We start from the raw sequence: 12,518 nt of genomic DNA, 5'->3' as shown, positions 1-12,518 counted from the left end.
CCGGCGGCGATCATAATGAACGCGAAGAGCCGATGCCAGCCCCCGCAAGCAGTCCGAACGCCATCGAAATCAGAGGTCTGACCAAGACCTATGCCGCGGCCGGCAAGGCGCCGGCGAAACATGCGCTGAAGGGGCTGGACCTGTCGATCCCCGCCGGCTCGATCTTCGGGCTGCTCGGGCCCAACGGCGCCGGCAAGTCCACCACCATCAACATCATGGCCGGGCTGGTGCGCAAGAGCGCCGGTCAGGTGACGATCTGGGGCTTCGACCAGGACGTGAACCCGCGCCAGTCCCGCGCCGCCATCGGCGTCATGCCGCAGGAGCTGAACATCGACCCGTTCCTGACCCCGCGCGCCAGCCTCGAGGTGCAGGCCGGGCTTTACGGCGTGCCGAAGCGCGAGCGCTGGACCGACGAGCTTCTGGAACTGGTCGGGCTGACGGATCAGGCGGAAAGCTATTCGCGCCACCTCTCGGGCGGCATGAAGCGGCGGCTGCTGCTGGCCAAGGCGCTGGTGCACCGGCCGCAGATCCTGGTGCTGGACGAACCGACGGCGGGCGTCGACATCCAGCTGCGCGAGATGCTGTGGCGCAACGTGCGGCGGCTGAACGACCAGGGCATGACCATCATCCTGACCACACATTACCTGGAAGAGGCCGAAGAGATGTGCGACCGCATCGCCATCATCAACCATGGCGCGCTGATCCTCTGCGAGGAAACCGCCGCCCTGCTCGGCCGCGCCGATTCCAAGACGCTAGTGGTCGATACCGGCGATGCCCGCGCCCTGCCCGCCCTGCCCGAGGACGTGCGAGCCGAACGGCGCGGCGACGGCCGGCTTGCGCTCAGCTATGCGCCTTCGCGCATCCCGGCGGACCGGCTGATCGACGCGCTGCGCGCCGCCGGCCTGCCGATCCGCGACGTGGCGGTCGAGGCGCCGGACCTTGAGGACGTCTTCGTCCAGCTGACCTCGCGCCCGGCGCCTCAGGCCGGCTGAACCATCCGGCCCATCGGCCTGCCGCCCAGGATGTGCATGTGGAAATGCGGCACCTCCTGCACCCCGTCCGGCCCGGCATTGGTGATGGCGCGGAAGCCCCGCCCGCCGTCCAGCGCCACGCCCAGCTCCTGCGTGACCCGGGCCAGGGCGCGGTGGAAATCCACGATCTCGGCCTCCGAGGCGTTCGCCGCGAAGTCGTCATAGCTGACATAGGCGCCCTTGGGGATCACCAGCACATGCACCGGCGCCTGCGGGCGGATGTCGCGGAAGACCAGCGTGTGCTCGGTCTCCAGCACCGTGTCGTTGGGGATCTCGCCGCGCAGGATGCGGGCGAAGATGTTGCCGTCGTCATAGGCAGGCCTGGTGGCGGGCATGGCGGTTCTCTCCTCAATCGTCGAACAGGTATTCGGTCATGGCCAGTTTCAGCGCCGTATCGGGCAAGAGGTCGAGGAAGCGCGCCAGCTGCACGGCATTCTCCTCGGCCGAGCGCCAGGGGGCGATGGAATGGAAGGCGGCGAAATCCATGTCGCGCAGCCGCTCGGCCTCGTGCTCCAGGTCGGCGCGCACGGTGGGCAGCAGCCGCTCGATCACCTCGGGCGCGGTCTGCGCCCCGGCCAGCCCGACCCGGCCGATATGGCCGCGCAGGTAGGCGTCATCGAATTGCGAATCGATCAGCAGCAGCCTCGTGTCGGCCTTGTCCGCCATCAGGTCCTGGATCAGGTGCAGCGCCGAAGGATCGAGGCAGATCACCAGCTGATGCGATTCGAACTGCTCGAACAGCAGCCGGATCAGCGCGCGGCGATGCCGGTCGCGCTTCTCGATCGTGGTCTCGACCCCGCCCAGGTCAGGCAGGTGCGCCTCGAGCTCGTTGAACAGGAAATCCACCGCCGGGATGGTGCTGTGCCGCCGGATCGCCGCGGTCAGCCGCTTGGCGACATGCCATTTCTTCGCCACCACCAGCAGCAGGGTATTGTCGCGGCCCAGGCTGCCCTCGGTCTCCCAGAAGCGCTGGCCGAAGCGGCGGCCCACCCGGCCCCGCGCGGTCAGGAAGCGAAACAGCCCGGTCGCCTCGTTCGAGATCGGGAAATGCACCCCCGAAGCCGCCCAGAGCGCCCCCAGCCGCTCGCGCAGCCGGATCGCCTCGGGGCTGATCTTGCGGGCGAACAGGTAGTTCTGCCCGATCAGCAGGTCGTAATGGTCGTTGTAGAAGGTGACCGGCATGCCGTAATCGGTGAAGACCAGATAGGTCAGCGTCCGGCCGCGGATCTCGCGCCGCGGCACCACATGCGGCACGATGGTCTGGAAGAAGGTCTCGTCCGGGATCCAGGTGGTCGAGAAGAATCGCAGCACGTCCGGGCGGCTGGCGCAGAATTCCAGCACCTTCTCGACGGTCTGGCGGCGCAGGCACCACCATTGCGACCCGATCATGACCTGGATGTCGGCCGGCACCTTGCGGCTCAGGCCCAGGCGCTTCTGCAGGTCGTAGCTGGCATAGAACAGCCATTTCCGCTTGCGCTCGTTGAACCAGTGCCGATAGATCAGCCGCTCTTCCTTGAAGCCGGTCTTGATCCAGTCCGACTCGAAGAAGTCGAGATTCTCGATATAGTCGCAATCCTCGGCGTCCAGGAAGGCATGGGCGTATTCGGCGGACTTGATCGGCATGCAATCGCCCGACAGCATGTAGAAATGCGTGGCCTGCGGGAAGGCCGCCACCGCCGCGCGCACTGCCTCCAGCGTGGCGCCGACCAGCGACCACTCGCCCCAGCCGCATTTCCAGCGCCGCTGCGCGAAGACCACCGAGGGATTGCCCCCCAGCGCCGTGCGGATCCGCTCGAAGTCCTTCGGCTTGGCGCGGCCGTCGAAATGGATCGAGACATAGTCGCCCGAGGCGGCCAGCCGCTGCGCCTGCGCAATCACCCCCTCCGGGTCCTTGTGGCAGAGCAGAATGAAGGCGATCCGTGCCATGCTAATTCACCATCCTGTCCCACCCGCGCCCGGAACGCTCTGCAGCAGGTTGAATCTCTGCCACCGATTTGCTTTGTGTCCTTACCGATTTTGGCTGGACGGGCAACCCGGGCGCGTGCCTTGTCCCGGCCGGGCGCAGAGATTTGAAGGGGAAGGCAGAGAATGGGTTTTCCAGGCACCTGGATGACGGAAAGCGCGAGCATGGTCTATCGCGTGGTCCCGAAATGCGCCTGCTCCTCGATCGGGCAGATCATGTTCTATTCCGACCACGGGCGCTATTTCGACGGCGACATCCACGATGCCACCAGCGGCCTGCACAAGTGGAACCAGGAGGAAAGCCAGCCGCTGATCGAGGAAAACGTCAAGGCCCACAAGTCCCTGACCTTCACCTGCGTGCGCAACCCCTATGCGCGCATCCTGTCCTCGTTTTTCGACAAGATCGCCGGCATCCAGCGGAACGGCAAGCGCTATCGCGGCAACCTGGTGCCGCAGCTGATCCAGCGCTACGGCATCGACGTCGGCAGCCCCGAGAACGGCTTCGAGTTCGACCAGATCGCCAGCTTCCGCCGCTTCCTGCTGTTCGCGCGCGACACCATCCGCTGGCGCCGTCCGATGGAGCCGGACATCCACTGGTCGGCCATGTCCGGCCATATCTCGACCTTCATCGTGAACGGCGGCCGCTACGACCAGATCTTCTTCACCGAGAAGTTCAACGAGGGCATGCAGAAGGTGCTGGACGCCGCGCCGACGCCGGTCAAGCTCGACGTGAACGAGGTGCCCAAGTTCAACGAATCCGAAGGCCACGGGCCGAAGCGCGCCCACAAGGTCAGCGCCTATTTCGACGACCTGTCGCGGCACCTGATCTGGGAAATCTACAAGAAGGACTTCCAGCTGTTCAAATACGACTTCGACGATCCCGACAACAAGTTTCCCCGGCACGAGATCGACCTGGACGAAATCCACGCCAAGCTGGGCCGTTAGGCCCGCCGCGCCGGCCCGCACCCCCGGCCGGCGCTTTCCGTTTTCCCAATACCCCCGCCGGAGGCAGCGTCGCGGCGCGACGCTTTCGCCTTCCTCGCGCCGCGGCCAAGTTTTCCCTTGCGAAAACCTGAAAACCCGCTATTTTCCCGCCTTCATTCGACCGGCGGGGGATGACCCGGACCGTTGCCCCCGTGCGCGCTGCCCTGTTTCGCGCCTTGCGGCCGACGCTCTCTTGGCCTATGCCCCGCCCCAGAACCGAAATCAGAATCCGGGGCCGCCCTGCCGGGTTGCCCCCCGAACCCCTTGAGGTTGAGACATGGCCGTCCCTCAGAACCGAGTTACCCGGTCCCGCCGCAACATGCGCCGCTCGCATGACGCGCTCGTTGCCGGCAACCCGAACGAATGCCCGAACTGCGGCGAGCTGAAGCGCCCGCATCACGTCTGCCCCTCCTGCGGCCATTACGCCGACCGCGAGGTCGTCGCGCAGGCCAACGAGGTCGATCTGGACGAAGACGCGGCCTGAGCGGACTGACCGCGGATATGGTCTCGGCAGATTCCAGGACTCTGCCGCGCAACCCTGACGACGGGGGCGTGGTGATCTCGGTTGACGCGATGGGCGGCGACCGCGGCCCGGCCGCGGTGGTCGCGGGCATCGCCGAAAGCGCCGTCCGGAACCCCGATATCCGCTTCATCGTCCATGGCCCGCAGGCCGAACTGGCGCGGCTGATCGGCCGCCGCCAGGATCTGGCCGCGCGCTGCGACATCCGCGATGCCGCCGGCATCGTGACCATGGGCGACAAGCCCAGCCAGGTGCTGCGCAAGGGCGAAGGCACCTCGATGTGGTCGGCCATCGAATCGGTGCGCCAGGGCGAGGCGCGGGTCGCCGTCTCCTGCGGCAATACCGGCGCGCTGATGGCGCTGTCGATGATCCGGCTGCGCAAGCTGCCCGGCGTGAACCGCCCGGCCATTGCCTGCCTGTGGCCGTCGCGCAATCCGCAGGGCTTCAACGTCATGCTCGATGTCGGCGCCGACATCCGCGCCGACGCCCAGGATCTGCTGACCTATGCGCTGATGGGCGCCTCCTATGCCCGCAACGGCTTCGGCCTGGCGCGGCCGCGCGTCGGGCTGCTGAACGTCGGCACCGAGGAGCACAAGGGCCGGCCCGAGCTGAAACAGGCGCATGAACTGATGCCCGCCACCGCGCAGGCGGCGAATTTCGACTATGTCGGCTTCGTCGAGGGCGGCGACCTGCCCTCGGCCCGTGTCGATGTGATCGTGACCGACGGCTTCACCGGCAATGTCGCGCTGAAGACCGGCGAGGGCACGGCCAAGCTGGTCGGGGACTTCCTGAAGGAAGCCTTCGCCAAATCCATCCTGTCGAAATTCGCGGCGCTGCTGGCCATGGGCTCGCTGAAGCGCCTGCAGAAGCGGATCGACCCGCGCCGCGTCAATGGCGGCGTCTTCCTGGGGCTGAACGGAACCGTGGTGAAATCGCATGGCTCGGCCGATGCGACCGGGGTCTCGGCAGCCATCAAGCTGGCCTTCCAGCTGGCGCAATCCGGCTTCCAGGACCGGCTGGCCGCCCGCGTGGCCCAGATCCATGCCGACAGCGGCGACACCAACGGCAGCAAGGAAAGCGAGGCCTCCTGATGCGGCGTGCGATCGTCCGGGGAACCGGCCATTACCTGCCCGAGCGCGTGATCGAGAACAGCTGGTTCGAGGACAGGCTGGACACCAGCGACGAATGGATCCGCACCCGCACCGGGATCGAGCGGCGCCATTTCGCCGCCGAGGACCAGCGTACCAGCGACCTGGGCATCCTGGCCGCCCGCGCCGCGCTGGACAAGGCCGGCATCGCCGCCGACCGGATCGACGCGGTGATCGTGGCGACCTCGACCCCCGACCTGACCTTTCCCTCGGTCGCGACCATGGTCCAGGCCGGGCTGGGAATGCACGGCGGCTTCGCCTATGACCTGCAGGCGGTCTGCGCCGGCTTCGTCTATGCGCTCGCCAATGCCGATGCGATGATCCGCGCCGGCCTGGCCGAGCGGGTCTTGGTCATCGGCGCCGAGACCTTCAGCCGCATCATGGACTGGACCGACCGCGGCACCTGCGTGCTGTTCGGCGATGGCGCCGGCGCCGTGGTGCTGGAGGCCGCCGAGGGCGAGGGCACCCCGGCCGACCGCGGCATCCTCGCCACCGACCTGAACAGCGACGGGCAATATCGCGACCTGCTCTATGTCGATGGCGGCGTCGCCTCGACCGGCACGGCCGGGCATCTGCGCATGCAGGGCAACCTGGTGTTCCGCCACGCGGTCGAGAAGCTGGCCGACACCGCCCACCGGGCGCTGGACAAGGCCGGGCTGGCGCCCGAGCAGGTGGACTGGCTGGTGCCGCACCAGGCCAACCTGCGCATCATCGAGGCCACCGCCAGGCGCATGCACCTGCCGATGGAAAAGGTGGTGCTGACCGTCGCCGATCACGGCAATACCTCGGCCGCCTCGATCCCGCTGGCGCTGTCGGTGGCCGATGCCGAGGGTCGCTTCAAGCCTGGCGACGTGCTGGTGGCCGAGGCCATCGGCGGCGGCCTGGCCTGGGGCTCGGTCGTCCTGCGCTGGTAAGCCCTTATTTCAGCTGAGAATCCTTCGAGCCGCGCCGGTTGATCCCGGCTGCCGGCCGCCAGGCCTTGTCGCGTCCCGACTGGCAGTCCACGCACAGCCGGACGCCGGGAATCGCCTGCCGGCGCGCCTCAGGGATCGGCTCGTCGCATTCGTCGCAGAATTCGGCGCTGTCCCGGGCCACGCGCTGCGCATTGCGCAGCCGCATCCGCTCGATCGCCTCCTGCGTCGAGACGTCGATCTGTTCGTTCACCGCGTCGTCGCGTGCCCAGCCGCCCGCCATGACATCCCCGTTTCGTCCGTGCCTTCCCTTTCAAGATAGGGGGCAATTCCTGCCGATCCAAGCGGCAGCGGCGGCGATCCGCGCGGTGTCCTGCCGGTAAGGCGCGAATAACGCGGAACAAAATCGCGGCTCCCGGGAACGGAATCGGGCCGGGGTTGTTGACTTGGCGCCGTAAAGAAATCATCCTTCCCACCATTCAAGAGGTTTCCGAGATGAGCGACTCTACCCTGACCCGCATGGACCTGGCCGAGGCGGTGTTCCGTGAGGTGGGCCTCTCCCGCCACGAATCGGCCCAACTTGTCGAAAGCGTGCTCGGCCATATCTCGGACGCGCTGGTGCGCGGCGAGCAGGTCAAGATCTCCTCCTTCGGCACCTTCTCGGTGCGCGACAAGAACGAACGCATCGGCCGCAACCCCAAGACCGGCGAAGAAGTGCCGATCACGCCGCGCCGGGTGCTGTCCTTCCGCCCCTCGCATCTGATGAAGGACCGCGTGGCCGCCGGGAACAGGCGCAAGGGCTGATGAGCAAATCCCCCGACGCCTTTCGTTCCATCGGAGAGGTCTCGCGCCTCGTGGGCGTCGCACCGCATGTCCTGCGCTATTGGGAAACGCAATTCTCGCAGCTTTCGCCGGTGAAGCGCGCCGACGGGCGTCGCTATTACCGGCCCGACGACGTGCGCCTGGCCGCCGGGCTTTGCCAGGTGATGCGCGAGGAAGGACTGAGCATCCGCGGCGCCAAGCGGCTGATCGCCGCCGACCGCGGCGCCGGCCTGCGCCAGATCGGCGCCGCCCGTCTGGGCGAGACCCTGGCCGAGGGCGCCGCCACCGAGCGTCCCGCCCGCACCCCGGCCGTGCGTCTGGCCATCCCTGGCCTGCAATCCGAGATCATGCTCGAGGCGGGTGGCTCCGCCCTGCCCGCCGCTTCGGTCGCGAAACCACCCCGCCCAATGCGCAGCGCTTCCTGGCAGCCCGAATCGCTGCCGCTTTTCGCCAGTCTGGAACCACCGCCGGCGACCGGCTGGCTTGGCCGCCTCGCCGCCGCTGCGGCCAATCTGCGCGGTTGCGAATTGCAGGGCCGGTCCTTGCCTGCCCAGGCCGAAGACCTGCGCACTGCGCTGCAGGACGCCCGCTAGGCCGCATGGCGGATGCGCTTCCCGCCCCGGGCCGCAGCCTGTCCACGGCAATCGAGATTCTCGCCGAAATTTCCGTGCTTCGCCCCTTGTGCTGGCGGCCCGCTTCGCTCTATATGCCCCTCGTCGGGCCGTGGCGCAGCCTGGTTAGCGCGTCCGTCTGGGGGGCGGAAGGCCGCGAGTTCGAATCTCGCCGGCCCGACCATTCCGAAAACGCCCATCCCCGTCCGGGGGTGGGCGTTTCCTTTTGCCGAAAGGGTTTCGCGTGAACGGTGTGCTTCCCGATTCGTCCCTGCGCCAGCTGATTGCCAGCGGTGCCATCGCGGCGAACCAGCCGATCCTGCCCGAACAGGTCCAGCCCGCCAGCCTCGACCTGCGGCTGGGCGCGACGGCCTGGCGGCTGCGCGCCTCGTTCCTGGCCGGGCGCGGGCGCAGGGTCAGCGACCGGCTCAGGGATTTCGAGATGCACCGCATGGATCTCACCGATGGCGCGGTGCTGGAAAAGGGCTGCGTCTACCTGGTGCCGCTGATGGAGCGGCTGTCGCTGCCCCAGGGCCTGGACGCGGTGGCCAATGCCAAAAGCTCGACCGGGCGGCTCGACCTCCTGACGCGGCTGGTCACCGACGAGGGCACCGAATTCGACCGCCTGCCCGAGGGCTATGACGGCCCGATCTATGCCGAGATCTGCCCGCGCAGCTTCTCGGTGCTGGTGCGGCCCGGGATGCGGCTGAACCAGCTGCGGCTGCGCCAGGGCCAGGCGGTGCTGAGCGATGCCGAGCTGCGCGCCCTGCACGCGGCCGAGCCGCTGGTGACGGGCGAGGCGCTGATCGACGACGGCCTGGGCTTCTCGGTCGATCTGCGCCCCGCATCGGGCGACCTGGTCGGCTATCGCGCCCGCCCGCATAGCGGCGTCATCGACCTCGACCGCATCGGCGCCTACCAGGCCCGCGACTTCTGGGACGAGCTGCGCACCAGCGACGGCCAGCTGATCCTCGACCCCGGTGCCTTCTACATCCTGGTCAGCCGCGAATCGGTGGCGATCCCGCCCGATTACGCCGCCGAGATGGCGCCCTATCTGGCCATGGTAGGCGAGTTCCGGGTGCATTACGCCGGCTTCTTCGACCCCGGCTTCGGCCATGGCGCGGCGGGCCAGGGCGCGCGCGGCGTGCTCGAGGTGCGCTGCCACGAGGCGCCCTTCGCGCTGGAACATGGCCAGGTCGTCGGCCGCCTGGTCTATGAGCGCATGGCCGCCCGGCCCGAACGGCTCTATGGCAGCGGCATTGCCTCGAACTATCAGGGCCAGGGGCTGAAGCTCGCCAAGCAATTCGCCTGAGTCGCGGCCGGCCGCCGGCGCTTCTTCGCTGTGGAAATACCCCGGGGGAGGCGCGCGCCAGCGCGCCCGGGGGCAGCGCCCCCTAGCGCATCCGCCGGGCGATCCGAGCCGCCTGCCGGGCGCGCTTCACCGCCTCGCGCGCGGCCTTGTCACGGGCGCGTTGCTGCGGGCTCTGTCGGGTGCCGGGCCTGGGCGCGTTCACCCGGCGGATGCCCCAGTTCAGCAACCGATTGGTGACCATGCGAACCAGCATGTTGATGAACTGGTTCATGTTCATCGGGTTAGGCTCAGTTCCTCATTCATCCTCGAACAAATCTTCGGCCATGGCCGCCGAATCCCCGCCGTCGTCGTCGCGGAACAGGCCGGGCGCCATGCCCTCGCCCGGCGGGCGCGATTCCAGCAGGCCGGCCGCGCGCAGCTCGGCCAGGCCCGGCAGGTCGCGGGCGCTTTCCAGGCCGAAATGATCCAGGAAGGTCTCGGTCACCACGAAAGTCACCGGCCGGCCGGGGGTCTGGCGGCGGCGGCCGATGCGGACCCAGTCCAGCTCGATCAGCTGGTCCAGGGTGCCGCGGCTGACGGCAACGCCGCGGATCTCCTCGATCTCGGCACGGGTGACCGGCTGGTGATAGGCGATGATCGCCAGGGTCTCGGTCGCGGCGCGCGACAGGCGGCGGCTTTCGACCACGCTTTCCTGCATCAGGAAACCCAGGTCGGCGGCGGTGCGAAAGGCCCAGGCGTCGCCCACGCGGGCAAGCTGCACCCCGCGCCCCTGGTAGCGGCCGCGCAGGGCCTGCAGTGCCTCGGCCACATCGCAGCCCGCCGGCAGGCGCGCGGCGATCTCGCGCGTGCCCATCGGCTCGGCCGAGGCGAACAGGATCGCCTCGACCATGCGCTCCTGCTCGGAAAGCGGTGGCGGCGGGAAGCGCTGCGGGTCGGCGGCGGCGGTCTCGTCCTGGCTCATTGCGGGCGCCTGCGGATGGTGATGGGGGCGAAGGTGCCGGCCTGGGCGATCTCGACCGCGCCCTGCCGCGCCAGCTCCAGCGTGGCGGCGAAGGTCGCGGCGGTGGCCGAGCGGCGGCGCTGCGGATCGGCCTCCCAGCCCTCGGGCAGGAAGGCGGCAAGCGCGGTCCAGTCGCCGGCAAAGCCGATCAGCCCGCGCACCCGGTCCAGCGCCTGTTCCATGGTGAAGACGTCGCGGCGGTCGAAGGCATAGGGCCGGAATTCGTCGCGGGTGCGCAGCCGGGCATAGGCGCGCATCAGGTCGATCAGCCCGGCCTGCCAGGCGACCTGGCGCTGGCGGGCGACGGTTTCCGGCGCGCCGCGCGCAAAGCGGTCCTGCCCCAGCCGGTCGCGGGCCATCAGCCGCGCCGCCGCCTCCCGCATGGCGTTCAGCCGTTCCAGCTGGAAGGCCAGATGCGCCGCCAGCTCTTCGGCCGAGGGCCCTTCGGCCTCGGGATCGGGCGGCAGCAGCAGGCGCGATTTCAGATAGGCGAGCCAGGCCGCCATGACCAGGTAATCCGCCGCCAGCTCGATGCGCAGCGCCCGCGCCTCCTCGACGAAGGCCAGATACTGGTCGGCGAGCTCCAGCACCGAGATCTGCATCAGATCGACCTTCTGCGTGCGCGACAGCGTCAAGAGCAGGTCCAGCGGCCCCTCGAAACCCGAGACGTCGACGACCAGCACCTCCTCGGCGCGGCGCTCGGCCGTCGGCTGCGGTGCCAGCCCCGGCAGATGCGGCGCAGAATCGGGGGCGGGCACGGGGGTCAGATAGGGCACCTTGGTCATGACGCTTCCGGGCAAGGGGGTCGGCGCAGAATCGGCCATGGGCCGGGTTTAGTCAACCGATCAGGCCGCCAACCCGCCAAGCGCCGCCAGTTCGGCGCGCAGCGCGGCGGTGTCCCCGGCCAGCGGCGCCCGGCGCAGGGCCAGCGCCGCCTGCCCCCGCACCAGGGCGCGCGGGCTCATGGTTCCGGCCGCGGAGACGATCTCTTCCATCTGCGCCAGGGTCTCGTTGCAGGACAGCACCAGGTCGCAGCCGGCGGCGATGGTGGTGGCGGCGCGTTCGGCCGGGCTGCCCGACAGCGCCTGCATGCCGATATCGTCCGACATCAGCAGCCCGTCAAAGCCGATCTCGCGCCGGATCAGCTCGATCACCGCGGCCGAGGCGGTGGCGGGCGCATCGTCGATGGCGGTAAAGCGGATATGCGCGGTCATCGCCATGGGCAGGTCGGCCAGCGCCCGGAACGGGGCGAAATCCGTGGCGCGCAGCTCGTCCAGCGATGCCTCGACCACCGGCAGGTCCTTGTGGCTGTCCACCCGCGCCCGGCCATGGCCCGGCATGTGCTTGACGACCGGCAGCACGCCCGCGGCCAGCATCGCCTGCGCCGCGACCCGGCCCAGCCGGATCACCGTATCGGCATCCGCGCCCAAGCAGCGGTTCTTCAGGAAGGGATGGGTGTCGGCGCGGGCGATGTCCAGCACCGGCGCGCAATCGGCGTCGATGCCGACGGCGCGCAATTCCTGCGCCAGCAGGTGATGGTGCAGCCAGATCGCGCGCTCGCCCCGCCCGGCCTGGTCCAGCGGCGCCGGCCAGTCGGTCCAGTGCGGGGCGCGCATGCGCTGCACCCGCCCGCCTTCCTGGTCGATCAGCACCGGGGCGTCCCGGCCCACCGTCTCGCGCAATTCGGCGGTCAGCCGGCGCAGGCGGTCCGGCGTGTCGACATTGCGGGCGAACAGGATGAAGCCCCAGGGATCGGCGGCGCGGAAGAAATCCCGCTCGGCCCGGTCCAGATCCGGGCCGGCGATGCCGCCGAGAATGGTGGCGCCGGTCATCTCAGCGGCTCATTTCGCGGTGGCGGGGATGCAGTCCACCCCTTCGGCGATCAGCGCCGCGCAGAAGCGGCGCGCCTCGTCGCGCGAGGCGAAGCCGGCGGCGCGCAGGCGCCAGAAGGTGCGGCCGTTGGCCTTGTGCTCCTGCACCACCATCGCCTTGCCCGAGAAGAGCGCGCCGAACTTGTCCGAGACGCGGTTCCATTCGCCCTTGGCCAGCGAGTCGCTGTCGAAGGCGCCGATCTGCACCAGCGAGGCGCCCGAGGCGACCTGGGCAGGGGCGGGAGCGGGGGCCGGCGCTTCGGCCGGGCGGGTTTCGGCAGCAGCGGGGCGCGGCGCGGCATCGCTGGCAACCACGGGGGCCGCGGCCAGACGACGCGGGCGCGGT

Annotated in this window: 16 protein-coding genes and 1 tRNA gene; 9 read left to right on the top strand and 8 right to left on the bottom strand. The window is 69.2% G+C overall.

Translation table 11 applies throughout. From position 1 onward, the window contains the following. The first annotated feature begins 32 nt into the window (after positions 1-32). A complete protein-coding gene (locus I9P22_RS08545) occupies positions 33-992 on the top strand; it encodes an ABC transporter ATP-binding protein (RefSeq protein ID WP_199259098.1) in 960 nt (319 codons plus the stop codon). Here I9P22_RS08545 and I9P22_RS08540 read toward each other — a convergent pair. Beyond that, entirely contained in the window at positions 980-1,366 is a 387-nt protein-coding gene (locus tag I9P22_RS08540) for a histidine triad nucleotide-binding protein (protein WP_199259097.1), read from the bottom strand. The genes I9P22_RS08545 and I9P22_RS08540 overlap by 13 nt on opposite strands. A gap of 13 nt (positions 1,367-1,379) precedes the next feature. Next, positions 1,380-2,957 carry a DUF5928 domain-containing protein gene (locus I9P22_RS08535; protein WP_199259096.1) on the bottom strand — a complete coding sequence of 526 codons (1,578 nt, stop codon included), beginning with the start codon at positions 2,955-2,957 and terminating at the stop codon, positions 1,380-1,382. 162 nt (positions 2,958-3,119) lie between these two features. On the opposite strand from I9P22_RS08535, the gene I9P22_RS08530 reads away from it, so the two are divergent. From I9P22_RS08530 to I9P22_RS08515, 4 genes are all read left to right on the top strand, one after another. Then, complete coding sequence (locus tag I9P22_RS08530; RefSeq protein WP_199259095.1) at positions 3,120-3,938, top strand: sulfotransferase family protein; 819 nt, start codon at positions 3,120-3,122, stop codon at positions 3,936-3,938. A 316-nt stretch (positions 3,939-4,254) separates the two neighbouring features. Beyond that, a complete protein-coding gene (gene rpmF / locus I9P22_RS08525) occupies positions 4,255-4,461 on the top strand; it encodes a 50S ribosomal protein L32 (protein WP_010392407.1) in 207 nt (68 codons plus the stop codon). 17 nt (positions 4,462-4,478) lie between these two features. Further along, positions 4,479-5,588: a phosphate acyltransferase PlsX gene (gene plsX, locus I9P22_RS08520; RefSeq protein WP_199259094.1), complete on the top strand. Its 1,110-nt coding sequence runs from the start codon at positions 4,479-4,481 to the stop codon at positions 5,586-5,588. Further along, positions 5,588-6,559, top strand: a complete 972-nt coding sequence (locus tag I9P22_RS08515; protein WP_199259093.1) for a beta-ketoacyl-ACP synthase III — start codon at positions 5,588-5,590, stop codon at positions 6,557-6,559. Before plsX ends, I9P22_RS08515 begins: the two co-directional genes overlap by 1 nt. A 4-nt stretch (positions 6,560-6,563) precedes the next feature. Here the strand turns inward: I9P22_RS08515 and I9P22_RS08510 are convergent, their stop codons facing one another. Further along, positions 6,564-6,839, bottom strand: a complete 276-nt coding sequence (locus I9P22_RS08510) for a DksA/TraR family C4-type zinc finger protein (RefSeq protein WP_199259092.1) — start codon at positions 6,837-6,839, stop codon at positions 6,564-6,566. A gap of 212 nt (positions 6,840-7,051) precedes the next feature. Between I9P22_RS08510 and ihfA the strand changes: the two genes are divergently transcribed. The 4 genes from ihfA to I9P22_RS08490 all read left to right on the top strand — a co-directional run bounded on the left by ihfA (position 7,052) and on the right by I9P22_RS08490 (position 9,301). Continuing rightward, positions 7,052-7,360 carry an integration host factor subunit alpha gene (gene ihfA / locus I9P22_RS08505; RefSeq protein ID WP_011748157.1) on the top strand — a complete coding sequence of 103 codons (309 nt, stop codon included), beginning with the start codon at positions 7,052-7,054 and terminating at the stop codon, positions 7,358-7,360. After that, entirely contained in the window at positions 7,360-7,971 is a 612-nt protein-coding gene (locus I9P22_RS08500) for a MerR family transcriptional regulator (RefSeq protein WP_199259091.1), read from the top strand. Before ihfA ends, I9P22_RS08500 begins: the two co-directional genes overlap by 1 nt. 124 nt (positions 7,972-8,095) lie before the next feature. Then, a tRNA-Pro gene (locus I9P22_RS08495) sits at positions 8,096-8,173 on the top strand. Between the two features lie 60 nt (positions 8,174-8,233). Then, a complete protein-coding gene (locus I9P22_RS08490) occupies positions 8,234-9,301 on the top strand; it encodes a 2'-deoxycytidine 5'-triphosphate deaminase (RefSeq protein WP_199259090.1) in 1,068 nt (355 codons plus the stop codon). Positions 9,302-9,383: 82 nt separating this feature from the next. On the opposite strand, the gene I9P22_RS08485 is transcribed toward I9P22_RS08490, so the two are convergent. From I9P22_RS08485 to I9P22_RS08465, 5 genes are all read right to left on the bottom strand, one after another. After that, positions 9,384-9,578 (bottom strand): hypothetical protein, encoded by a 195-nt coding sequence (locus tag I9P22_RS08485; protein ID WP_199259089.1) that lies wholly within the window; start codon positions 9,576-9,578, stop codon positions 9,384-9,386. A gap of 18 nt (positions 9,579-9,596) precedes the next feature. Beyond that, on the bottom strand, positions 9,597-10,262 hold the full coding sequence (gene scpB / locus I9P22_RS08480; protein ID WP_199259088.1) for an SMC-Scp complex subunit ScpB: 666 nt from the start codon (positions 10,260-10,262) through the stop codon (positions 9,597-9,599). Continuing rightward, positions 10,259-11,086 (bottom strand): segregation and condensation protein A, encoded by an 828-nt coding sequence (locus I9P22_RS08475; RefSeq protein ID WP_199259087.1) that lies wholly within the window; start codon positions 11,084-11,086, stop codon positions 10,259-10,261. The genes scpB and I9P22_RS08475 overlap by 4 nt, the downstream gene beginning before the upstream one ends. Before the next feature lie 60 nt (positions 11,087-11,146). Further along, positions 11,147-12,133: a beta-N-acetylhexosaminidase gene (gene nagZ / locus I9P22_RS08470; protein WP_199259086.1), complete on the bottom strand. Its 987-nt coding sequence runs from the start codon at positions 12,131-12,133 to the stop codon at positions 11,147-11,149. Between the two features lie 9 nt (positions 12,134-12,142). Next, positions 12,143-12,518 (bottom strand): SPOR domain-containing protein (locus tag I9P22_RS08465; RefSeq protein ID WP_199259085.1); only part of this gene is annotated, 376 nt, incomplete at its 5' end.

It is taken from the genome of Paracoccus binzhouensis (assembly GCF_016446475.1).
GTDB lineage: Bacteria > Pseudomonadota > Alphaproteobacteria > Rhodobacterales > Rhodobacteraceae > Paracoccus > Paracoccus binzhouensis.
Note: the sequence above shows the minus strand (reverse complement) of the source record. Positions and strands in the feature narration are given on the sequence as shown.